Here is a 24,425-nt window from a genome sequence, read left to right as displayed (position 1 = left end):
CGGTAAAAATATCGCTGCGCTGTTTACATCCCTTTGGGTTGTTTTTTTAAGAGATAAAGAATTTTATGAGGAGCTGAAGATGCGGGGATTGAAAAATCAAAAGCATAAATTGGGATATGGATACAAGCGAGGAAAGCGCGTTCTTTGTGTTTTGCAGCGAGGGATCCATAAGGGGCTTTCACTTGTTTTAAGTTTTTGCTTAGCTTTTCAGCCTTTGTTGTTGCAAGCACAAGCGCTTGGAGCGCGAAGTCCTGTTGCACAAGAGAGCCAAGGGATTAAAGCAGCTGATGGGGTTGGCTCTGTTTTCCGCCCCACGGTGGGGAAAGCCGGCAATGATGTGCCGCTGATTGATATTGTGCGCCCCAATGGACAGGGTCTTTCTCATAACAAATATGACAGTTTCAATGTTGATACCCATGGCGTGATTTTGAACAATTCGACTGAGGAAGTCTCGCGTTCACAGCTTGGGGGATTGGTGCCAGGCAACGGCAATTTGCGTTATAGCGGTGCAGCAAAGGTTATCCTTAATGAAGTGGTGAGTGCCAATCGCTCGCGTCTTGAAGGCGTGAGCGAAGTACATGGGCATATGGCGGATGTTATTATCGCCAACCCCAATGGGATTACCTGTAACGGTTGTGGCTTTATTAATACACCACGGGTGACTTTATCGACCGGACAACCGATTATTGGAGCCGATGGCGCTTTGAGTGGGTTGCGTGTTGAGGGTGGTGATATCACCATAGGCTCTCGTGGGGCTGATGGGAGTGCATTAGATATTTTTGATCTTGTTTCGCGCAAGATCAGTGTCGGGGGTCCTATACAGGTCAAAGGAGATTTGGCTGTTATCGCTGGTCACAATCATTTTGATTATCACAAGCGCGAAGCAACTTCTCTTGGTTCTGATGGCAAAGAGCCAGAATTGGCGATTGATTCCAGTGAGTTTGGTGGAATGTATGCGGGGCAGATCCGCGTGATTGCCAATGATAAAGGCGCCGGCGTTAAAATGCGCGGAGACATGGTTGCCAATGCAGGCGCCATGAGATTGACAAGTGATGGCAAGCTGGTGATTGCCAAAGCACGCGCCAAAGGAGCGGTGAAGGCTCACTCCCACCACGATAGTGTGCATGTGAAAGATCTGCTTTTTTCAGAAGAAGCGGTTGAACTGAAGGCTTTGAAACATGTTGAATTGGCTGAGCAAGCTCGCGTTGCGGCAAGCGGTGCTGTTGATGTGCACGCCGATGTGATCAAGCTCCAGTCCCATGCTCTTCTAGCAAGCGGTATTGGGAGTGATGGTCAACAGTCAGCGACGGGTTCTTTGCATTTACAGGCAGCAAAGCTTGAGGCGGGGAATGGGCGGATAGCCGCCGGTGATCTTTTAGAGATCCAAGCAGCAACAATTGATCTAAGCCGCATGCAAGACAATGATCAAACAGGGGTTTCTTCCCTTGGCGATCTGACCATTAAAACCAATCAAATCACCGCTTTAAACAACCATATTGGTGCCAAGGGGAATATTGTCTTGAGCGCCGATGATGGGCTCACTGTAGGCGCTGGACATTATAGCGCCGGCGGCTCTCTTTTGGTGGAAGCAACAGAGCTTACATCACGTGCGCGCTTAGTGGCAGAGCAAAAAATTGACCTTTATGCGCATCACGGTGCCCTGATCCAAGAAGGCACTGTCTGGTCTAATGGGGAGATAACGCTGGATGCCCATGGTGCCCTCAATCATACGGGTGATATTGTCAGTATGCAGCAGGTTGCATTGACAGCGGGTGGCATGCTCACAACCGGTCAAGAGAGTACGATTTTAAGTTATGATGTGGTTTTAAGTGCTGATGCTTTAACCCAAGCAGGGACTGTGGAAGCCCAAGAGGGAGCATTAACCCTTCAAGTGCGTGATGGGGTTGCAAATAACGGCACAATGCGCGGTGAGAGTGTCGATGCTCATATTGGTGCATTTACCAATCAAGGGACGTTTATTGCAACCGATGATTTGCATTTGATGGTAAGCACACAAGAAGGCGCCGATCCGCAACAAGCCTTTCTGAAGAATACATCCGAAGGTGTCCTTCAAAGTGGTGGTGTTTTTGTTGTGATCGCAGGGCAATTAGACAATGCCGGTGTGCTTGGCTCCAGTGGTGAGAATGTTGCCCTCAATGTGGCAGGAAATGTCAGCAATAGTGGGCTGATTTACGCCAAAAAATCTATGGATCTATTCAGTGATGGTGATTTAACCAACACACAGGGCAGAATTATTGCTGAAGAGGCTCTCACCATTGGTGGGCTGAAAGAGATACGTGCTGGTCATATAAATAATGAGGCTGGTCTTCTCAGTGCTTTAGCCGGTGAGATGAAGATTGTTGCAACGTCTTTTGTCAATAAAAGCGCTGAAACGACAAATTCAGACCAACAAAACGCTACACATGATGAAGGTGCACATGTTTTAGCGCGGGATGGTTTGCGCATTAATGTGGGCAGTTTTGAGAATGTTGATGGTCTCATTTCTACGCAAGGGGCAGTTAATATTGTTGCTGATAGTGTGATCCAAGCAGGGCACATAGAGATTGAGCGTGGTGACCTTCAACTGACCAGCCACGGTGATTTAAGCAATAGTGGCACAATAGAAAGCAATGATACCATTGCTTTGCATGCGCAAAACACTCTGAACCAAACGGGGCGCATTGTCTCTAAAAAGCGGATAGAGCTTTCCAGTGATGGCATCTTGACGCTGGGCGAGACAAGTGAGGTTGGCGCCTATGATGTAACGCTGAAGGCAGGCACACTCACCCAAGCAGGGCTTGTGGAAGCGCAAGGCGGAGTACTTACTCTCAACAGCCATGATGTTTTAAGCAATTCCGGTATCATGGTGGGCGGTGTTGTTGATGCAACTCTCGGGTCTTTAGCCAATTCCGGTCAGCTTTTAGCCAGTGACAGTTTTACGCTTATAGCAGAAAGCCATGATCCGTCATTGGGGCAAGTTGCTCTGGTTTTAAATGGTGAAGACGGAGTTCTCAAAAGTGGTGGTGCTTTTGTCTTAACCGCAGATGTTTTGGACAATGCCGGCAGTATTGGTTCAAGTGGTGATGGGGTTGCGCTCAATGTGAGCGCTGATCTGAGCAATAGCGGGCTGATTTATGCCAAGAAATCTGCCATTTTCTCCTTAGATGGGGATTTTATCAATAAGTTTGCCGATGTCATTGCTGAAGACAATCTCATCATCCGTGGTTTAAGTGGAGAGCGGGCTGGTCATGTAATCAACAGCTCGGGTCTTTTAGAAGCCGTGTCAGGCGATATGACCTTCGATGTCTCAGCTCTCACCAACATGCGCGAAGGTGGGGTTGAAGTTAGCGATAAAGTGATTTCTCACAGTTACGTGCGAGGAGAATGGGAAAATATCCCAAATGTTGATAAACACACAAGGATCAAGAAAAATATCGACACTACGATCATTCGTCAGCAGCCTCATTTTACCAATAATGCGGCACAGATTTTGGTAGGGCGTCATCTCACGGTCCATGCCGGTGATATCCGCAATAGCTATAGTTTGATTGCTGCTAATGGCAACATTGAGATGCAGGGTGATACGCTGCTCAATGAGGGGCGTGATTTAATTGAAACAACCAAGATTGTAACTGAAACACGCTACAGATATAAGCAATGTAGTATCACAAATCCAGCATGTATAGGGCAAGGTGCAGAAGAATGGGATGGTCCTACTTTTACCCAAACACCCAAACGTACCTATGATGCTGTTTATGGCACGATTGAAGCTGGTGGCACGCTTGATGCCAAGTTGACAGGCTATATTGACAATCATGCGGTGCGTGAGGGGGTTGAGCAAGTTGGCTTAAGCTCTGGCGATAAAGGTTTGGCTGGTGTTAAAAACACCGATTTTGATGGCTCCAAACCACTGATTAGTGATGATCGATTGGACGGCATCATCAATGGTTTGAAAGGGCACAAAGGGCTTTTTGCACCAAGCACAAAAACACCCGCACCAGAATCCATACAAGTGCCAACGCAAGATGGGCTTAACTCTGTCAAGACAGAGTTAGCTGGCAGCCAATCACCGGATGTGCCGTTTTTAGTTGAGACGCGACAGGACTTTATCAACCCAAGTAAATTTTTAGGATCGGACTATTACTTAAAAAAGATTGGCAATTATAAGCCTGAGCACGTGTTTAAAAGATTGGGGGATGCTTATTTTGAATATCGTCTGGTGGGTGAGCAAATCTTTGAACTGACAGGCAATCGCACTCTTCTTGATGTTGAAGATCCTAACGCTCAAATGCAAAGGCTTTATGACAATGCTGTGGAGCAGCAGGGTCCTTTGGGGTTAGTGCTAGGCAAGCCCTTAACGCCTCAGCAGATTGCTGGGATCAAAAAGGATATGATCTGGCTTGAAACTCACCTTGTCGACGGACAAGAGGTCTTAGTGCCCCACGTTTATTTGGCGCCAACCTCCTCTTCAGAACAAGGGATAAAAAACGCACAAGGATTGCAAGGAAACCTTGCCAGTGCACGTTTAAAAGGCAATGGCGTCACTATAGAGACGGACCGTCTTACCAATAGCGGTGCTGTGGTAAGTAATGATGCACTGCACGTTTCGACCACGCAAACATTGTTTAATGATGGTGGTTTTTTAGATGCCAGAGGTGCTGTAGAACTCACCAGTAACGGTCTTTTAGCCAATTCTTCCGGTGTTATTCATGGTGATACGGTTACCATGACGGGTGATACGATTGTCAATAGTACCGCTAAAATCCGTGACACGAATGAATATGGTTTTGTTGATCGAGCTGGGCAGAAGGGACAAATTCTCTCTGATCATGAATTAAACATTCAATCCCTTGGTGATCTTGGCTCAGAGGGTGGGGAATTCACCAGCGGCGGTCCGATGACGGTGATTGTCGGTGGTTCTGCTACGTTTGGTTCATTAGTGCTAGAGAGTGACCATAAGGAGACATTGGAAAAAGGGCATTATAACGCCCAAAGCAGTGAGCACCGTTTGACAGAAGTCAAAAGTGATGGAGATTTGACCATTGTCACAGGTGGTGAACTGAACCTTGAGGGAAAGTTTAAAGCCAAGGGCAATGGTGATTTCACCAGTGGTGGCGCTCTCACCGTGACTTCGGTGCAAGATTTTAACAGTTCTGATTTGGATGATAGGGGCAAAGAAGGCGACAAATCGAAGCAAAAGAATAAGTTTCGTCAACAATCAACAGAAGTTACTACAAACAAAACCACGATAGAAGCAGAGGGCGACCTCTCCATGCATGCCAAAGATGGGCATCTCACACTTGGTGCGGCAGGGCTATCAAGTGGTGGTCAGACGCATTTGGCATCAGATACGGGAAAAATCAAGTTTCTGACCAACAAGGATCAAGATTTTAAGGATGTTTATCAGCGTAATGAAAACCTTGTGTGGTGGAGTGAGAGCGATAAAGGTTACCTTAAGGAGACCATCGAACATGTCACCATAGATGCTAAGGGTGGCATAAAGCTTGATGCGGGTGATGGCTTTGTTGTTGAGTATGAGGCAACTGGTGATTTAGACAAATCTCTTGAGCAATTGTCTCGCTCTCCAGGCATGGCATGGATCAAGCAACTGCGTGATGATCCAGAATTATCCAAGCAAGTGGATTGGCAAGCAGTTAAGGCTGAATTTAAAGACTGGGATTATAAAGCCCAAGGGCTGACAGAAGCCGGTGCGGCTATCGTGGCCTTGGCTGTCACGGCGGTTACGGGCGGAGCAGCCTCGGGCGCTGCCAGTGCCATTACCGGTGCTTTGGGGCTTGGCTCGAGTACCGCCATGAATGCGGCGATACAGGCAGGTGTCCAAGCACTGATTAACAAAAGCGCTGTGGCTCTTGTCAATAATCGCGGCAACATTGCCGGCGCCTTGCATGAGCTTGGCTCTTCAAAGAATGTTCTCAGCATTGTCTCATCGATGTTAACGGCGGGCTTAACCAGCCAACTAACGGAAATGGCAGGTGTTGGACAATCTTTGCCAAAAACCGCTCCTTTTGTCGATCGTATCGCCCTTGAAGCGAAAAAGAACTTGATCAAAGCCGCCATTGGCACAGGCGTGCAGACGGCTCTTGAGGGCGGCTCTCTTGACAAGAACTTTTTTAACAATCTGCGCATCGCCCTGTCTGATACGGTTGGCAAATCATTGGCGGAAGAAATCGGTACCGCCAAGGCAGAAGGCAAAATAGATACGGTCACACAAATCGTTGCCCACGCCGGTCTTGGCTGTTTAAAAGGCGCTGTTGCGAGCGGTGCTTGCACGGCCGGTGCTGTGGGGGGTGCTGTGGGTGAAGCCACTGCTATGCTCCAGTTTCAATTGTGGGTGCAAGGTATTGTGAAAGAGGAAATGGGGGACCTAAACGGTCGCACCCCAACTCCGGAAGAGGAAGCGCGTATAAACGCAAAGATTGATGCGCAGTTTGCTGACTTTAGAGACCACACCATTGATGTTGCAAGGGCTGCTGGGGGCGTTGCTGCCGCCATTGCCGGTGGCAATGTTGATGCCGGCGCTGATGCCGCAGGTAATGCCGCTGCAAATAACTTTTTGAGTAGTGCACAACGCGCTCAGATGAAGAAAGAGTTAGAAGAGTGCCCTGATGATCAGTGTCGAAGAGATGTTAACGAAAAATGGTTCGAGATTGATGAACAACAAGATAGAACTTTTTCGACAGGAATTATGACTGGTCTCATTGCCGATACACCAATCAAGCTATACGAGTTAGCTGATGGCGCTGTGAAGAACATGATGTTACAAATAATGATATTTGCTAGCAATCCATGGGGGGGCGCGAAAAGGGCTGTTAAAGACATTGAAACAGGAGCGTCTTGGGTCGTGAGTGGACATGTGATTGATGATGCCTGGGAAGGTGCTGGTCAATTCTGGGGAGGTGTTGAGGATGCGTTTATAGGGGATATAGATTACGTAAAAGAGAATCTTGAAAAAGCGGGGGTTGACGGAGCTTTTAATGCTGGTTTTGAAACTGGAAGATTATCAGCCGGAGTATTAGAAAACTTTGCTGGAGGAGCTGGAGCAGCCAAGGGAGCTATAAATCTTGGCAACAAGGCTGTGATTAAGTTCATTGCTAGGAAAGATTTTGCCCAATTCGCTTCCAAGAAAAATCTTGCCAAACTTGCAGCTCAAGGAGATCCTGACAAACTAGCTGCTAGGAAAGAACTAACTAAACTCGCTGCTAAAGAAAAAAAGCTTTGGTTAAAAAAGAAACCCACTAAATTTACCGATAGCAAATTTGGACAGACAAACAAAGCCTATCAGAGAGATGATTTGTTTGATCCTAATAAAAGGGTTAACTGGATGGAAAACAAAAAAGAAATGTGGGGCACTAATATTGATAGAATGGAAACAGGAAGAGCACCGATAGGATTTGATGGTCAGCCTGTTGAGTTGCATCACCTAAAGCAAACACATGAGGGTCCCATAGCAGAAATTGGCAGTAAAGATCATAACAAATATAATTCCGTGATTCATGCTCCTTCTAAAACACATCAATCGCTTATAGAGAGAGACAAGTTTGGTAAGTGGAGAGAGGAATATTGGAAGGAACGCGCTAAAGGATATAGAGAACAAACAAACAATAATTTAGGAGGAATAATTGATATGAAATGGAGTATCATAGGGATAGATTTTGACAGATGGGGACAGGAGCACCGGCAGTAATTCTCTACGGTTGATGAAAAGAGAAAAAAGAAACTTATAAAATAATTTATGGAGGATAATTGATGAAAACCTATACCTTAGCGGATGTCATAGAATTAGTTGATAAATATGATGGTGATATTGTTAGTTTTGGGATTGCAGAAAATGCGGTTGATGATCTCGTGATTGAAAAAGCAGAGAAAGCTCTCGGTTTACAATTCACATCTTCCTATAAAGCTTTTTTAAAACATTATAAAGGGGGAGACATTGCTGGTTACGAAATCTATAGCCTTTATAAAGAGTGTGGAGAAGATATTCCTTTTGATGACATTGTTTTACAAAACTTAAATTATTATAGAAAACATGGTTTTGTGACACCAGAACAGCTTGCCGTTAGCAGAACAGATTTTGGTGAAACCTTTTACTTTGATTATACACAGTTTAGGGATGGTGAATGCCCACTCTATGTCATGCTTCCATCTGAAGATTGCGAATATTACGCTAGCAATTTTTATGAATTCCTTTGCAAAAGAATTAAAGAAAGCGTGGGAGTTGAGATACCTGAAGGTGACCAACCGATTGAAAAGATTGAGAACACTCCCACTCCGCAACCTATCCCTTTTTACGAGCGTTTTTGGAAAAAATTATGGGGGAAATGACATGGGGGGAGGAAATACGTAACGTTTATAAGGTATATGCAGCAGATATTCCGAGTAGTGGTATTATTTGCGATCTCTTAATTCGCTTCTAAAAAAAATCTTGCAGAACTTGCCGCTCAGGGAGATCTTGAAAAACTTGCGGCGAAAAAAGAACTAACCAACCTTGCGGCTAAAGAAAAAAAGAATTGGTTAAAAAAGAAACCCATTAAATTTACCGATAGCAAATTTGATCAGACATACAAAGTCTATCAGAAAGACGATTTGTTTGATCCTAACAAAAGGGTTAAATGGACAGTAAACAAAAAAGAAGTGTGGGGCACCAATGTTGAGAGAATGGAAGCAGGAAGAGCACCGATAGGATTTGATGGAAGGTCTGTTGAATTGCATCATTTATCACAAACGCCTGAAGGGCCCATAGCAGAAATGAGCAAAGAATCTCACCAAAAATATAATTCCGTAATCCATGCTCCTTCCAAAACACATAAATCGCTTATAGAGAGAGAAAAGTTTGGTAAGTGGAGAGAGGAATATTGGAAGGAACGTGCTAAAGGATTTAGAGAACAAAAAAACAGTAGTTTAGGAGGAATAATCGATATGAAATGGAGTATCATAGGGATAGATTTTGACAGATGGGGACAAGAGCATCGGCAGTAATGCTCTACGGTTGATGAAAAGAGAGAAAAAAGAAGTTTGGAGAAATAATCGATGAAAACCTATACCTTAGATGATGTTGCAGTATTAATTGATAAAGTGAATAAATATGATGATGAGATTATCAATTTGGGTAGTGAAGATGATGAAGAGAATGAAACAGATGATTTACAGATTGAAAAGGTGGAGAAAGCTCTCGGTTTACAATTTACATCGTCTTACAAAGTTTTCTTAAAAAAATATGGAGGAGGAGAAATTGGTGGTGAAGAAATCTATAGTCTTTATGATAATCCTATGGGTATTCCTGCTGGTGATATTGTTTATCGAAATTTAAATGATATAAAAAATGGTTTAGCAAAACCACAGCGGCTTGTTGTGAGTAGAACAGATTTTGGTGAGACATTTTACTTTGATTACTCTCAGTTTCAGGATGGTGAATGTCCACTCTATTTTGAGGTAATATCTGGAGATCCCCTTTATTATGCAAGTAACTTTTATGAATTCCTTTGCAAAAAAATTAAGGAACATGCAGGGGAAGATTCGTGAAAACTTACAATTTATCGGATGTTACACAATTAGTTAGTAAGTATAGCGATAGTATCGATTTTGGCTCGACAGATGAAGCAGTTGATGATGCACTGATTGAAAAAGCAGAGAAAACTCTTGGTTTGCAGTTTACGTCTTCCTATAAAAGTTTTTTAAAAAACTATGGAAGAGGGGAAATTTGTGGTGAGGAAATATGTAGCGTTTATGATACAAACTTTGAGATTGTTCGTAGTGATGATATTGTTTATAAAAACTTAAATTATAGAAAAAATGGTTTTGCAACGCCACAGCAACTTATTGTTAGTAGAACCGATTTTGGAGAGACATTTTTCTTCGATTATTCTCAATTCCAGAATGGAGAATGTGCACTCTATTTTGATTTTCCACCCAAAGATCCACAATATTATGCAAGTAACTTCTATGAATTCCTCTGTAAAAGGATTACAGATAATTTGAAGTAGATTTTTTTGTATGGTGGTTTTACTTTCAAATTGCAATGTTAAACCACCATTATTTTTTTCTTTTCAAGAATGCAAGCGTCGTTAATATTTTTTAGGGGGGAAGGACTTATGAAAACCTATACCTTAGATGATGTTGTAGAATTAGTTGATAAATATAATGATATTATCAATTTTCGTACTGAAGAAAATGCGGCTGATGATCTACGGATTGAAAAGGCGGAGAAAGCTCTCGATTTGCAATTCACATCTTCTTATAAGAGCTTTTTAAAAAAATATGTAGGAGGAGAAATTGGTGGTGAAGAAATCTTTAGCCTTTATAAGGAGTGTGGAGCAGATATCCCTGGTGGTGATATTGTTTTCCAAAACTTAAATGATAGAAGAGATGGTTTTGCAACATCAGAACAGCTTGTCGTGTGTTACGCTGATTTTGATGAAATTTTTTATTTTGATTATACGCAGTTTCGGGATGGAGAATGTCCAATCTATGTTATGTATCCATTGGATAATTGCGAATATTACGCCAGTAATTTTTATGAATTCCTTTGCAAAAGAATTAAAGTACACGCGGGAGAAGAGATACTTGATGGTGACCAACCGATTGAAAAGATTGAGAACACTCCCACTCCGCAACCTATCCCTTTTTACAAGAGTTTTTGGAAAAAACTATGGAAGAGGTGAAATTGATAGTGAGGAAATATATAGTCTTTCTAGAGAGCCTAAGTATTACATAAGTAATTTTTATGTAAAAGAATTACAGATCATGCTGGGGGAATGATGATGCAAACCAAAGATGTCACAGAGATTTTAAAAAGACTGGGCTGGGAGCCTTATCGTGATAACGTGGGGGATACTTTTGCGCATTATCATCTTCCCGATCGCATTATTGGCATTGGCTATGGTGTAAAAAATTATGGAGAGAGAGGCAAAGAGTTTTTGCTTTCGGCTGATCTCACCACCGCTGCTTATTGTCTTGCTCGGGAATATTCTAGAGGTGAAAAATCACAGCGTAAATATGGAGATGTGCTGTTTTACGCGAAGGAGGATTTTAATGTTAAAGCTCCGGATCTTTCCGAAAGCCATATTAAGGACGCTCTAAATAGAGTGATTGCATGGGCGCAAGCACAGGATATTGAAAAAAAGTTGTGCGAGGAAGCTACTAATCATTCTGCCGTTGCACAAGCATTACTTGGTGATATGGAGGCTTTAAGGAGTGATAGATCTACCCCAAAACTATCTGTGCCAGAATTTGCTGATTATAAAACAATGACATCGGATGATCGCCTGCTTTTTTTTGCACAGGCCTATAAAAATGGGGAATTAGACGATATTCTAACGCGCAAGAAGCCAAAACAGCGCTCGATAAGTCTCACAGCAGCAATGCGCGTTCTTAAAACACAAGGGTGGTTTTCAACGGAACCTGGAAAAATGTGGTTGATTTTGCCCGACCGCTTTATTCAATTTGATTTTGGTTTTATACGTCTTCATGATAATTACAATGTCCGTATTGAAGCTGAAATATCTAATGAAATGATTTCTGTCGCTTGCAATTGTATTCACTATAGTAAGGAATATTGGTGTGTTTCTCCTAAAAATATTTATAATTCTTTTAATACGATTGGGGGGGGGTTTTTAGTGGTTTTGGTAAAGGCATTGATATTTGTGTAGAGACATTAGATGAGCAAGAGCTTATCAAAATCTCTGAGCGGATAATACAGTGGGCACATGCCCAAGATTTACAAGCATCAATAGAAAGCAAAACACGTGTTCAAAAGTATAGCTACAATATACGTATAGTCTGGCATTTGGCTTGTTTAGCATTGACAGGTCAAATTGATGTTCTGAAATCTTATCAAAATTTTTTAGAAGCAGGTACGATTTCTGAAATTTTGGATGACCGTGAAGTAGAGAGATATATTAACCAGGCCGTTCAATTTGCTGAAGAATATCTGAAAATCCTTAATGAGCGAAAAGCTATAGATGATCGTCTTAGTTTACAAGATTTGTCTTTTCTTAATACAGTTTCTGAAGACTTAAAAAGGATGGACTGGACAGTCTATCGTGATAAAAATTACAATTGCAATGCTTATTTTATAAAGAAAGATCGTATCATTAATATAGTGTACAACCTTGATAAAAACGGAGAGACACCATTTGTTACCTTCAAGGTTTCTCTTTCAACACTTGGTTTTTCTACAGCTTATCGATCTATTTTCATCAATACTCCCCAATATACCGTTCTTAAAGAATCAGAAGAAGTTTATGCAGTTTCTAGTACTGAATTGGATGAAGGCAAGCTGAAACAGATCAGTGCGGATATTTTGTGCTGGGCTGATCGACAAAATGTGAATCAAATCATCTATGATTATGCGGCTTTGTCCCCAGACAGTGAATATGATTTTGCGAAGTTGCACCTTATTGCACTTATTCTTATTGGGGATGTTGAAAAACTCAAATTTTATAAGGAAAGTTTGAAGGATAAAAACTTTTCAGCTTTGATAAGGGAAAACATAGCACATATTATTGATAACGTCCTTGCTCTTGCACGCCGTTATCGGACTGGTTTTCCTAAAAACGCTCCGATTTTGAGCTTGGATCCGCAAACAGCATCTGTTGCTTCCAAAACTATTGCTGTTGAGGCGACAGAGGAAGCGGATGACACTGATGATCGTCTCACCATGGAAAGTGCTCATGCACTTTTAAAAAGCCTAGGCTGGTCAACCGAGAAAATCAATGAGAATGACCATATGGCAAGCTATCAATTGGCTGATCGTGAAGTAGACATTCTTTATAACGACGAAATTGCCAAAGATTACCCACAATTTGATAGCGCTTTTATGATTAGTACTGGCATTCTTTCCACCGCTTGTAAATTCATTGATCCTACCCACACGGAAGATATTCCAGATATACAGCTTAATTTTGAAGCAAAGGGGTTAGAAATCTTTGAACCAGAAGTTACTGCGGATCGCTTAAAGCAAGCACTTGATGACGCGCTAAAATGGGCGGTAACAGACATTGACCTTTCTAAAAGACTTCGCTCTGATTATGGCACTGCTCCTTGGAAAAAAAGCACTACGTCTAAAGCAAATGATACGGATTATGCTTTACTTCATCTTGGCGCTCTTGCTTTATTGGGTGATGCTGAAACCTTACAATCTTATCAGCAAAGCTTTACGGCAGAGGATCACCTAGGCTTTGACGAGAGCATCAACAAAACCCACCTTGAACGTGCATTAGCTTTAGCCAAAGAAGTAGCAAAGGTGAAGCAAGTGAGTTACGCTTTGATTAAACAGGTGGCAGAAAAGCTTGATGATCCACAAGAGGTTACCAGCAAGGAGCAACCCCGCTCGTGGAAAGAGAAAATAGTCAATTTTATCGGAAGAAAAGACAAGAAATAGCACCTAAAAAATATCGAAAAGATCTCAGAAATTTAGAAAATAAGGTGCGGTCCAAAGCCTTGATCACTAGTTGAAAAACTCAACAGTGGTGTGGCTCTGATCATGGTTTTGGTGCAAGATTTAAAGGAAATAACCTATTATTTCATAGATTATCAAAATCTCTTTTAATGGGCTTTTGTCTATTTTATCGGTTATGTCAGTTTATTTAACAGACGAATCTTATGATTTTAGTGAGTGATTAAAATGTGCTTTATGAAAAGCATATGATCCTTTAAGCCTTTCAAAAGATAGCTTGTAACTCATAAGAAATGCTATCAAGACCATTATGGTTATGAGTTTTGGAGGTTTAGGGTTTTTTGGGGGTTTTGGAGGTGCTTTTTACGCCCCCCCCTTTACATATTTTTCAATAAAAAATAAAAGTTATTATATTTCAATATGTTAACTTTTATCAAGTTTCCAAAAAAAACAACCTATATCAAAATACAACCTGTAAACTCAACTAATGCTATATGTTTTGTAGGGGTTTTGGGGGTTTGAGAAACCTTCAAAACCTATAAGTAATATAAGAAAATGAATATACATAATCCTCTTTAAACAAAGCTTTTGAAAACAATAAAGCTATCATTTTAGATTACGGTATAATCTTTTAAAGGCAATGTAAAAAAATCTAATTCTATTTAAGAGTGGATTTCTTAAAAGTCTTAAAGCAATCCAAATAAGAGTATCTAAAAGTGCAAATGGTTTCTTTTTAGAATAACGCATGATAAATTATTCCTTTTAAGATTATAGGTAATCAACTCACAAGATGATACGTTTAAAGAATTTACAAAAGTCCATTAAAGAGATCTTGATAACGTAATTATTTCCTATCTTAGTTTATCTCATAACAGATGATAAAATAGACTGTTAGTTAAACTAATACATAAGCGGATTTAATAAGATTGGCATGCCCATTATGTGAGCATGCTTTATAAGTTATTCAGTTTCTCTAATCTCTAGTTTTGGTAGGTTCTTAACGATTTTCATTGTCTCTAAACTTATGGTAATAACCCTCTGAAATAACTCTAGAGGGTAGGCAGGGTTGCCAACGGTTTCAACAGCATAGCGATTGGCATCATTGACAATACCACTCTTTTTATCAGTCTTAACGCATTGACGCCCCATAACCCATTCAAGAGCAGGCTTGCCATTGACGATATACTCATAAGCTTCAAGAGGGATATCTGTTATGGTAATATTGCTATTGTAAATAACAGTCGATTTATCCTTTTCCTTACTATTCTTAATTTTTGCGAATTTCATTTCAGTCACATAATAGAATTTTTCGAGATTAGAGATTTCTGTCTGTTTTGGATTACCCTTTTTAAAGATCACGGGATAAGGCTCTACATCTTCATAATTCACGTGCAAATGACCTAGTTCACGTCCTGCTGTTACAAATTTCCAAAAGTCATCAGCACTCTTTACACACGGGATACGAGGCAATTCTTTAGAGAGGTTATCAGCATAACGGGCACGATAATCTTCCGAATGAAGTATACCGTAAACATAATAGAATAGATCATCCTTAGTGATTTTTTCATTAGGATAAGCTGCTTTAAAATGTGCTAATCCTTCATCAGTTATGGCATCATGCCTCTGTAAACCAACAGTTTTGTTTTCCTCTATAGAGTCTGTAAATAAAAGGGTTTGTTTCTCACTTTTACTTTTTGAAACCGTAGCATCTTCATAGATATATCTTGGAAAGCATTGACTATTCTCCATCACTTGAAATTCAGGCACATTCTTAGTCATAATAACAGAAAAATCTTTCTTTGCTCCCGTACCTGTAATTTGTATTACTCTATTTTCAACCGCTTGCCCCATTGGAAATATACATGGAATTTGGGCAACCATTTCATTAAAGGCACGATTGTAATAGAGCCATTGTTGTGTAAAAGGACGATATAGGCTTTGAATAAGGCATGTGTCTTCAAATTCAAAAATCTTTCCTTTAGTTAAATGTTTCTTAAGATTAATACTCCAACTAATTTTGCTTTCATCGGCATTAACAAAATTATCTACAGTTTTAGTACGTGTTTTACCGTTATCATGTGTATAAACACCATTAAAACGCTCCACTTCACTATTGTAGAAAGTAATCATATTACTCATATTCTTCGCGAGAGTTTCATTGCTTGCATTGTATGCCCAAGCATCACGATTGGTTTTTAGACCACAAGAATAAATCTCAAACAGTTTTTTACTATGAGGTTTCTTATCACCTAAAGCTAGGAATGTCTTGAAACTGTCATCACGTTGACCAAGCCAATCATTATGCTTATCCGGTATAATTATTTGCCAACCTTGTTTGCTCTGTGTAATACCATCAATGCTACCAAATTTTTTAATTGTCTTAAGCTTTTTTTCTCTTGTGAGATAATCTCCAATATCACGGAAATATATTTTCCCACGCTGTTGAGATTCTGGATTTTTTATGAGAATAGAGATAGCTATGGGAGCCCGTGATCCAGAACCAAAAATCTTACCACCTTCTTTTCGCGAAAGTTCTCCAGAGGTTCGTTGATTACCCCGTAAATGGAAAATATAAAGGCTGCTAAATTCCTTAACGAGGCATTTTCTTAAACCATTTAAAGAACATGCATTAATAAACCCTGCGTTTGTCACAAAACCAATAATACCACAATCTTTTATACGGTCACTAGCCCATCGAATTGCTCGTATATAGCTATCATAAAGTGCTTGCATATTGATTGATTCAGATTGAGCAGCATAAGTTTCACTGATACGATTATCTAATATGGGATAAGGGGTATTCTTCGCATTATCATTAGCACTTTTTTGACCAGTTGAATAAGGCGGGTTGCCGAAGATAACTTCGATAGTCAAATTTTTCTGATGTTCCAAATATTCACTGTTTTCTTTGAGTATACCTTCCATAAGATCTTGTTTTTCAATCATTCGAAACGTATCAGTCAAACCAATATGCTTGAAAGGGATATAATTTCCTTTCATAAGACCATGATAGGTTGCTTCGATATTAATGGCTGCTATGTAATAGGCTAGCAAGACAATCTCATTTGCGTGGATATCATAACGGTATTTATATTCCATATCCTCTGGTTTGATGAGATTGGATTGTAATAGCCGTGTGATAAAGGTCCCAGTACCCGTAAAAGGGTCAAGAATAGAAACACCACGTGATCCTAGACTTTTTCCAAATTCATGACGCAACACATCATCAACAGAATGAATGATAAAATCAACAACCTCAATGGGAGTATAAACAATGCCTAATTTTTCTACTGTACGCGGAAAAGCATAACGGAAAAATTCATTATAAAGCTCTACAATTAAACTTTGTTGTGCTTCAAGAGTGGTAATTCCACGCGTGTAAAATTGTACACTCTTAGAAATATTTTTGAGATCTTGAGATTCTTCTTTAGGGGTAACTTTATCAAGGACATTGAGTACACGTTGTAAAGCACAAGATACGGGATTCTCTTGAACAAACTGATGCCCCTCAAATAAAGCATTAAAGACTGGACGCGTCACAAGATGTTGCGCAAGCATTTCAATCGCATTTTGTTCGGAGATAGTTGTATTTAAATTACTACGTAATTCGGTCATAAAATCATTAAACACACGCCGTGTTTCAGTTTCTGATTTCGTCAAAACCTCAGTTAAGCGTGTGATATGAGTTTGAGCAAGATCACCAACATTTATTGCCCATTTTTTCCAATAGCTAGGGTCGTAAAATCTATTAACAATAGCAGCTTTAATGACATCTTTACATTTAGAAAAAAGGGGGAGTTCTCCTTGTTCTTCACATGTGTGAGAGGATTCATAAGTTGCTAACCCAATATTAAGTCCTGAATACTCTAATTTTGAGCGTATAGGTAAATCATCAATAACCGTGGTCGTATCTTCTAACGCAAGTTCTTGAGAAGCAGCAACAATTTCAAGAGCATCGCTTACGTCTTGTTTTTTGTGCATATGGTGAATTATTTTATTAAAGTTATCATCATGAGCACGTAAAGCATTGAGAACTTGCCAGATGACATTATACTTTTGGTTGTTTTCTAAGGCTATTTCCGGCGGAATATCAGCGGGTATCCCAACGGGTAGAATGATATAGCCTCTTTTTTTACCCTCTGCTCGACGCATTACACGTCCGATCGCTTGAATAATCTCAATTTGACTTTTGCGCGGGTGTAAAAATAGAACAGCATCAAGAGCGGGTACATCAACACCTTCAGAAAGACAGCGTACATTGGTAAGTACACGACAAGTATTTTCCCCCGCATCTTCCTTTAACCAGTCAAGTTGTTTTGTACGCTCTTTAGCACTAAAGGTTCCATCAATATGGGCAAGGGTACAGTTAAGAGGAGGAGCATCTTTATAGTTTTTATGAAGAGCGCGTAAAGATTCTTGCACTTTTTCTTTTTTGAATCTTTTGCATATGCGTTTAGAAGTATCAATATCTTTGCAAAAAGCTAAAGCTCTACGCATGGGTTTGGGGTCATCTTCAAGATCAAGTTTCAGATCCATTTTGGTAAGGGCTCTATAACAGCCATTAATCTTGGTCCTATCATCGAGAATAAGTTCATAATTCTTATCGGTAATCAGATGTTGAATGGATTGACTTACTTCTTCTTCGTTGACAACTAATATGATAACTTTACAAGGTGATAACAGCTTATCCTCTAAAGCACGTGAAAAGTTGTAAGTGTAAAGTTGTTTGCCATAGAGTTTTTCATTATCCATGGACACCAAAACGTTATTGGATAAGAAAGCATTCCTTTTCAGTTTGTCACTAAAGATCTTTGGGGTTGCTGTCATGTAGAGGCGTTTTTTGCCTCGAATAATGCTATTGTCATGAACCTTGATAAATTCAGATTCATGCTTTTCTGTTCCCAACACAACACCAGTTGTTCTATGGGCTTCATCACAAATGATCAGATCAAATTCAGGTAACCCATGGGTATTTTGTGCATCCGAAATCACTTGGATAGAATGATAGGTTGAAAAGATGACCGTCATTGCATCTGCTAGGTTTTCACAAGCTTCTTTGGCAAGGGCTTTCGCATCTGTTGTAGCAGGGAGAACAAGATCTGATGTTTCCATGCCAACAATATCATCTTGGTTTTTACGACGCTTGCCTACTTTCGTATCAGAACAAACCGCAAAGGAACGCAACGGGACTTGTGCATCGGCTGTCCATTCACGGATTGTTTGCGAAACTAAAGCCAGAGAAGGAACCAGAAACAACACACGCTTGCCTGTTCCTGCTATGGTTTCTGCTATCTTAAGGCTAGTGAAAGTCTTCCCCGTTCCACATGCCATAATCAGCTTGCCACGATCTGCTTCTTTTAACCCTTCACAGACTTTCTTGATGGCTTCTTCTTGATGGGGACGAGGCTCTTTTGTTGATTTCAGAAGAACTTCTTGTTTTGTTGCAAATATTTGCCAATCTATCCGACTGTTTTCCATATGACGAAGGTCAATACGATAAACGGGTATCGCTTGTCCTTTAATCATGGCATTCACATTGTCACTTAATTCCACTTCTGTGGTATCAACGAGAAGACGATATTTAAAGATGTCTTTTCCAGAGGCAGCGATAAAGCTATCAATATCCTTTTTACTAATCTGATGATCTGCTTTATAAAACTTACACTGAATAGCCACATAGCCTTCTTGATGACGAAGCTTAGCAACCAGATCAATGCCGATATCATTTTTATTCCAACCTTCACGCTCTTCAGCCCATTCATAATAGGTTTCTACCTTTTCATATCGTCCATAATGGAGAGGGTCATGCATAAGATAAGCCATGACAAGATTTTCGAACAGTGTTCCCAATTCACGAGGTGATTTTGCTTGTTGACGATAATATTCTAAGAGAGAGCGTAAAGAGACATGTTCATGATCAGAATGATGAGGGCGAAGCATAAAGAATAAACTCCATGACAATATATTCTATTGATTAATTCTCTTCAAAAGAATCAAAATGAAGCTTATTAAATCCATTTTGAATGAATAGTGTGAAAAATTCGGAAAATGCTAAAAAGCGGATAAATTTTTTTCAAAAGTTTTTTTTAATGCTGTTTATCCACAGCCCATGACATGAGATAAGATCAGCAAAATAGTGAAATTTGCTGTTTATTTGATGTGTTAATTGACCTGTTAATCAAGACAAATGCACCATGGACTTTAAAACATCAGAATGAGTATTTTGATAAGTTTTATGAATTATTTTATAGATAGGTTTTGTCTGTTTTTAAAACCCCCAAAACACCTACAAAACATATATTATTGGTTGAATTTATAGGTTGTAATGTCGATATAGGTTGTTTTTTTAGATCTGTAAAATATTAACCACTTGAAATATAATAACTTTTATTTTTGACTAAAAAATATATATAAAGGGGGGTAAAAAGAACCCCCATAACCCCCATAACTAATGATGGGGAGTGCTTTAAAGGTTCACTGTTATATTGTTTAATGTTTTATAAGATTTCCAAATTGCCTCAGTGTGATGTCTTATGACTTTTCACTAAGGGGTGCCATTCATAACGTATGGTAGGTCGACCGCCTTGGGAGTTATTCTCTCCAGAGATTTCACGAATATAGTTACAACGACATAAAAGCTCTAAAGCTTGCTTAACGGTTTGATTGTCTGTTAAACATTTCCAATCACGTTTATAAACATCCCTTGCTGTAAAAACATCGGGTAAATGATCACAGCGTTCAACAATTAATTTTGCACGCTCTGCTGTTAATGTATCATTCGCCGCATAAAGACGTTTTGCATGACTTAATAGATATTTTTCCCAACGCAATGCTGTTGTAATGGCATAGAGACCAATTTCAAAACCACCACTATCAAGAAGTTCAAAAATTAACGCAAGGCTTGCTATGGTCTTTGGCATTTTTAAAACATGCGATTGTAAGCTTTCGGAGAAACGACCCCCTTTTGCTTCTCTATGAAGGTTTTCTAACCATTCATAAAATTTCTCTTGTGCTTTTGGCATAAAACGCATGATCAGCGGGTGTTCTGGAGAACCTAATCGTTTATCACGAAAAGAGCGAAAAACACCTTCATACTTTTGCCAGCCCTCTTGATTGGGCGGTCTATCAATCAATTTCCATTCTTGATTTTCATCGGGCCACACAATCATTTGAAACCGTTGCAATAAACCGTCATCGTTTATTCCATGGTGCATGGCTTGAATGATGGGAATAATTCGTGAAGGTTGAATGCCTCCAATAATGGAAATGGTTGCATTGGGAATAAAAATGGTTCCACGTCCTATACGGTCATAGGTGTATGATTTTTTGCCATTAAAAGCTGTTAGATAGAAAGAACGGTCTGATTGATATTCCTTCCGTTCCAAATCGGATAAAAAACCAGATAATTCATCACGAACCAACAATAAACCACGGGGGTTTTCTTTTAACAATTCCCCAAGCTTTGCAACCGTCACATCATTGACAATAAAACGAGAGACATCATCATCATGTGTATTATCTTTAGAAGGGGCTTCAGACAAAAGAGCACGGGCTGTTTCAAGATCTCCTTTTTTGATCGCTTTATGGGCTTGTTTTTCCTTTTCTCGTTTGTCTAAAGTTTCAAATCTCTCTTCAATTTCTTGTTTTTCTTTCTGTTTTAACCACTCTTTATACCATTGCTTTTGAAGGCAAGTAATGGGCGCTAAAGCGGCTTTCATGGCTGGTGTTTTATATGTTGATGATTGACCAATAAGAGCGCCCCAGAGATTAGGGACAATCGTCCAATCATCATATTGTTTTGGAGCAACCCGCACGCCATTACCAATGACAGCCGCCAAGGCACAGAGAGCAGCGACAGCAATAAAATCCATAGGGGCTTGTTGACGTTCTGAAACGTCATAAACATAATCCATGAATGGCATGGGGAGCTGTAATGGATTAAAAGGCTTGACGGGTAAGAGAGCCGCCGTGATAGGCTTTAATTCCCCCCAACCATTTTGTTGCAAGGCAACTTCATAAGAAATAGCTTCTAAACAAGTCTTATCATTTAAAGAAACATTATCGTTATCATTGAATGAAACATTTTGATTGTTGTTCTCTACAATATTGTTTTTATTCTCTCTCATTTATTTATACCTTTCAGTATCAAAACATCATTGAAATCTAGACCGTATGGGGCTTGCATGATAAAGACCTCAAAGCCTTGTCTATAGGCACGCGCAGCGAGGGTAAAACCTGCTTTACGACCCGCATCATCGCCATCCATTGCAATGGTGAGACGGGCTTTTGTAGGAGGTAAATTCACATGCCTCATGCCACTGGTTGAAAGAGACGCCCATAAATTCACGGGCTCTGATAACAACCCAGACAGCAGAGACAGCCCCGTTTCAATGCTCTCACAAATAACCAGATGTTTTGGATTGGCTTGACTTAAATGCACAGCACCGCCCATTACAGATCCCAACATGGCTTTTGCTGGTTTCTGATCTGTTTTGCAGCCATTGGCTTGTAAAAAGGTTCTATGAATAGCAAAGGAGCCAGCACCCTTAACAAAAGCAACCAACGCGGGCAGTGTAATCCCTAATGGGTGCGGACAGTTGTCGTGAAAGCGTAAATCAGCAGGCAAATCACATGTAATACCCCGCATACGTAAATAGGTTTCTGCTAAAGTATTTTTGATTGGTTGGCATTGTTGCCAAATTGCTTTTGCTCTCTCTGCTTTCTGTTTTGCTCGTTTGAGATCAGCAGAAATCTGTTTTGATAAAGAAAGCGTCTGATTAAAGGCTTGTTTTCCAAGCAAGCCAATTCTGATGAGCGCTTGTATGATCTCTCTAAAAGAGCAGCCAGCATAACAAATGAGTAAAAGGCGCCCATCATGTACATTGGTAAGGGATAAGCTAGGCAGCCTATCATCATGAGCAGGACAACGGGCTATCCCATAATATCCATGCCAAACCCCATGCAAGGCATTTGTGATGCCCCGAGCATTTATATTAAGAAAACATGTTTTTATCCTATGAATATTGCACCATAGGACGGATTATGCTAACTCTAGGGTAATGAGTTTGAGAAAGCCTTGTCCGTCCTTACGTGACAAGGTTTTTTTTATGCCGCGTCACTTTGACGTTGCTGTTTTGCTTGTTCGATGACATTGATAAGATCCGATTGTAACCAACGCGATAAAAAACCAAATTTTAGGGGTTTGGGGAGAGAGCCATTGGTCACATGACGGCGGAAAGTTGAGACACTCATATGAAGCAATTTTGCACTTTCACGGTCTGTCAAAAGAATATCATTTTCTGTCATACTAAAATCCTTTCTATCAAAAAATGAGAACAAATCATAACTATTTATTAACCACATTTTGGTTCATTTAGAAAGATGTTTTATTTATAGAAAACAATATTTTATTATACAATTTCTGATGTGATACGTGATGAATCTTATTGAGAGAGAATGAGAGAAAAGAGAGCTAAAGTTATCCACAGATCATGGGGTTATGCACCCCATATCTTAAGATTGACCAGTGACATATGCCGCCCATTTATCCATATAGACACGACGCTGTTCTAGATAGTCAGTACGACGATAGGCACGCTCTACTTTGCCGCCAACTGTATGACCTAGAATGGTTTCAGCGACTTCATAGGGGGCATCGGTTGTTTCAGCAAGCCAATCGCGTAAACTAGAGCGAAATCCATGCGGACGTGCTTCAAGTCCAATCTGTTGCATATATTGTGACATGCAATTCTCACCAAGAGGACCTCGACCAGTTGCAGAAAAAAAGAAATCATTGCGTGAAAGCGAGCGCGCTTGTTTTAAAATGTCTAATGCCTCTGTTGATAAAGGCACACGAAACTCTTTTGTCGTATCACGCTTTCCTTTCATATTTTCAGCAGGGATTGTCCAGATATCACCTTCAATCTGATCTTTATGGATATAACGTAAAGGGCGTGTACGAACCCCTGTCAGAATAAGCAAGCGCAAAGCTAAATGTGTCATTGTTATCGTTTTACTGAGTGTCTGATAAAAGGCAGGAACATCTTTCCAATCCATGGCTGGTATATTTTGTGTTTTATGGAGTTGTTTACCTAAAAGAGCACGTGCTTTTGTTGTTGCTTGTAAATCAACATCTAATCCTAAGGCAGCCGCATGTTTGAGACATATATTAAGACGATTCAGTGCTTTCTCTGCTGTTGCAGCTTTTGAATGCCAAATGGGAGTAAGAACATTGCGTATTTCTGTTTGTGTAATCTCAGAAACCGGCAGACAGCCTAATTTGGGCAGAATATAAAGCCGTAAAGGTAAAAACCAGTCTCCAGTCTTACCATCATCTTTTAATTCAGCTTTACGACTTTCAAAAGCATCTAGAGCAATATCTTTTAAGTAATGGAGATTGCTTATTGCCTCACGCTTTTGTTTATCGCGTTCTTTAATGGGGTCACGCCCTTCATGCAAAACAGAACGCCATTGATTTGCCAATTCACGGGCTTTTTTTAAAGAAACATTTCGCAACGCCCCCAAGCCCATTTCACGACGTCGACCATGAATGGTATAACGATAAAGCCATTGAGCACCTCCATCTTTACGCTTATGAAGTAACAAGCCGGCACCATCATTATATTTGCCAGCCCCCAATGTTGCGACAGCCCTTGCATTAAGACGGTTCATAAGGACCATTTTTACTCCTTTCTTCTACAGTTTTTACCCACACACCAGCCCCGCTTTTGACGTGCAAGCAAGTGATATTAATTGATTCAATCTGAGAGGGTTTAGAATGAGAAAACCTTACTATATTCGGGTCTTTAATTCAACATGTAAAACAGTGAATTATCTATATAAATCAATGTGTTGCTAGCGCCCGGCGCCCTTATGGGCTGTCAATTAAAAACCTAATTTCGTAAGGATTTATTATGCAAAATTCTGTCAAAAAATATCAACTCACCAATCAAACAATTCTTCGTGAGGGTAAAAAACTTTATCGCATTAAGGCGTTAAGAGATTTTGGTGA

General features: G+C 40.2%; 11 protein-coding genes and 1 pseudogene. 7 read left to right on the top strand and 5 right to left on the bottom strand.

Annotation, left to right across the window (positions count from 1 at the left end; all coding sequences use genetic code 11):
* Positions 1–79 precede the first annotated feature (79 nt).
* From ACFILD_RS05355 to ACFILD_RS05325, 7 genes and pseudogenes are all read left to right on the top strand, one after another.
* On the top strand, positions 80–7,705 hold the full coding sequence (locus ACFILD_RS05355) for a DUF637 domain-containing protein (RefSeq protein ID WP_375664864.1): 7,626 nt from the start codon (positions 80–82) through the stop codon (positions 7,703–7,705).
* Positions 7,706–7,767: 62 nt separating this feature from the next.
* The gene (locus tag ACFILD_RS05350; protein ID WP_375643771.1) at positions 7,768–8,343 is read left to right on the top strand and encodes an SMI1/KNR4 family protein; all 576 of its coding nucleotides are present in this window, start codon (positions 7,768–7,770) and stop codon (positions 8,341–8,343) included.
* A gap of 261 nt (positions 8,344–8,604) precedes the next feature.
* Positions 8,605–8,997 carry an HNH/ENDO VII family nuclease gene (locus ACFILD_RS05345; protein ID WP_375643772.1) on the top strand — a complete coding sequence of 131 codons (393 nt, stop codon included), beginning with the start codon at positions 8,605–8,607 and terminating at the stop codon, positions 8,995–8,997.
* 51 nt (positions 8,998–9,048) lie between these two features.
* On the top strand, positions 9,049–9,540 hold the full coding sequence (locus ACFILD_RS05340) for an SMI1/KNR4 family protein (RefSeq protein WP_375664863.1): 492 nt from the start codon (positions 9,049–9,051) through the stop codon (positions 9,538–9,540).
* Positions 9,537–10,001: an SMI1/KNR4 family protein gene (locus ACFILD_RS05335; RefSeq protein WP_375661071.1), complete on the top strand. Its 465-nt coding sequence runs from the start codon at positions 9,537–9,539 to the stop codon at positions 9,999–10,001. The genes ACFILD_RS05340 and ACFILD_RS05335 overlap by 4 nt, the downstream gene beginning before the upstream one ends.
* 108 nt (positions 10,002–10,109) lie before the next feature.
* Positions 10,110–10,679, top strand: a complete 570-nt coding sequence (locus tag ACFILD_RS05330) for an SMI1/KNR4 family protein (protein WP_375664862.1) — start codon at positions 10,110–10,112, stop codon at positions 10,677–10,679.
* Positions 10,680–10,778: 99 nt separating this feature from the next.
* Positions 10,779–13,399: pseudogene (locus tag ACFILD_RS05325) on the top strand (DUF6990 domain-containing protein).
* 975 nt (positions 13,400–14,374) lie between these two features.
* Here the strand turns inward: ACFILD_RS05325 and ACFILD_RS05320 are convergent.
* From ACFILD_RS05320 to ACFILD_RS05300, 5 genes are all read right to left on the bottom strand, one after another.
* The gene (locus ACFILD_RS05320; protein ID WP_375664861.1) at positions 14,375–19,354 is read right to left on the bottom strand and encodes a DEAD/DEAH box helicase; all 4,980 of its coding nucleotides are present in this window, start codon (positions 19,352–19,354) and stop codon (positions 14,375–14,377) included.
* A gap of 578 nt (positions 19,355–19,932) precedes the next feature.
* Positions 19,933–21,540, bottom strand: coding sequence for a YfjI family protein (locus ACFILD_RS05315; protein ID WP_375664860.1), 1,608 nt, complete (start codon positions 21,538–21,540; stop codon positions 19,933–19,935).
* Positions 21,537–22,379, bottom strand: coding sequence for a toprim domain-containing protein (locus tag ACFILD_RS05310; RefSeq protein WP_375664859.1), 843 nt, complete (start codon positions 22,377–22,379; stop codon positions 21,537–21,539). Before ACFILD_RS05310 ends, ACFILD_RS05315 begins: the two co-directional genes overlap by 4 nt.
* Before the next feature lie 140 nt (positions 22,380–22,519).
* Entirely contained in the window at positions 22,520–22,720 is a 201-nt protein-coding gene (locus tag ACFILD_RS05305; RefSeq protein WP_011180791.1) for an AlpA family transcriptional regulator, read from the bottom strand.
* Between the two features lie 207 nt (positions 22,721–22,927).
* Positions 22,928–24,094 (bottom strand): tyrosine-type recombinase/integrase, encoded by a 1,167-nt coding sequence (locus ACFILD_RS05300; RefSeq protein ID WP_375664858.1) that lies wholly within the window; start codon positions 24,092–24,094, stop codon positions 22,928–22,930.
* Positions 24,095–24,425: the final 331 nt, after the last annotated feature.

Origin of the sequence: Bartonella sp. CL162QHHD, from assembly GCF_042195435.1 — a bacterium.
GTDB lineage: Bacteria > Pseudomonadota > Alphaproteobacteria > Rhizobiales > Rhizobiaceae > Bartonella.
Note: the sequence above shows the minus strand (reverse complement) of the source record. Positions and strands in the feature narration are given on the sequence as shown.

Bases quoted from the DNA above. Each gene is read 5' to 3' on its own strand.
- ACFILD_RS05355 (WP_375664864.1), top strand. From the start codon at position 80: ATGCGGGGATTGAAAAATCAAAAGCATAAATTGGGATATGGATACAAG.
- ACFILD_RS05350 (WP_375643771.1), top strand. From the start codon at position 7,768: ATGAAAACCTATACCTTAGCGGATGTCATAGAATTAGTTGATAAATAT.
- ACFILD_RS05340 (WP_375664863.1), top strand. From the start codon at position 9,049: ATGAAAACCTATACCTTAGATGATGTTGCAGTATTAATTGATAAAGTG.
- ACFILD_RS05330 (WP_375664862.1), top strand. From the start codon at position 10,110: ATGAAAACCTATACCTTAGATGATGTTGTAGAATTAGTTGATAAATAT.
- ACFILD_RS05320 (WP_375664861.1), bottom strand. From the start codon at position 19,354: ATGCTTCGCCCTCATCATTCTGATCATGAACATGTCTCTTTACGCTCT.
- ACFILD_RS05315 (WP_375664860.1), bottom strand. From the start codon at position 21,540: ATGAGAGAGAATAAAAACAATATTGTAGAGAACAACAATCAAAATGTT.
- ACFILD_RS05305 (WP_011180791.1), bottom strand. From the start codon at position 22,720: ATGACAGAAAATGATATTCTTTTGACAGACCGTGAAAGTGCAAAATTG.
- ACFILD_RS05300 (WP_375664858.1), bottom strand. From the start codon at position 24,094: ATGGTCCTTATGAACCGTCTTAATGCAAGGGCTGTCGCAACATTGGGG.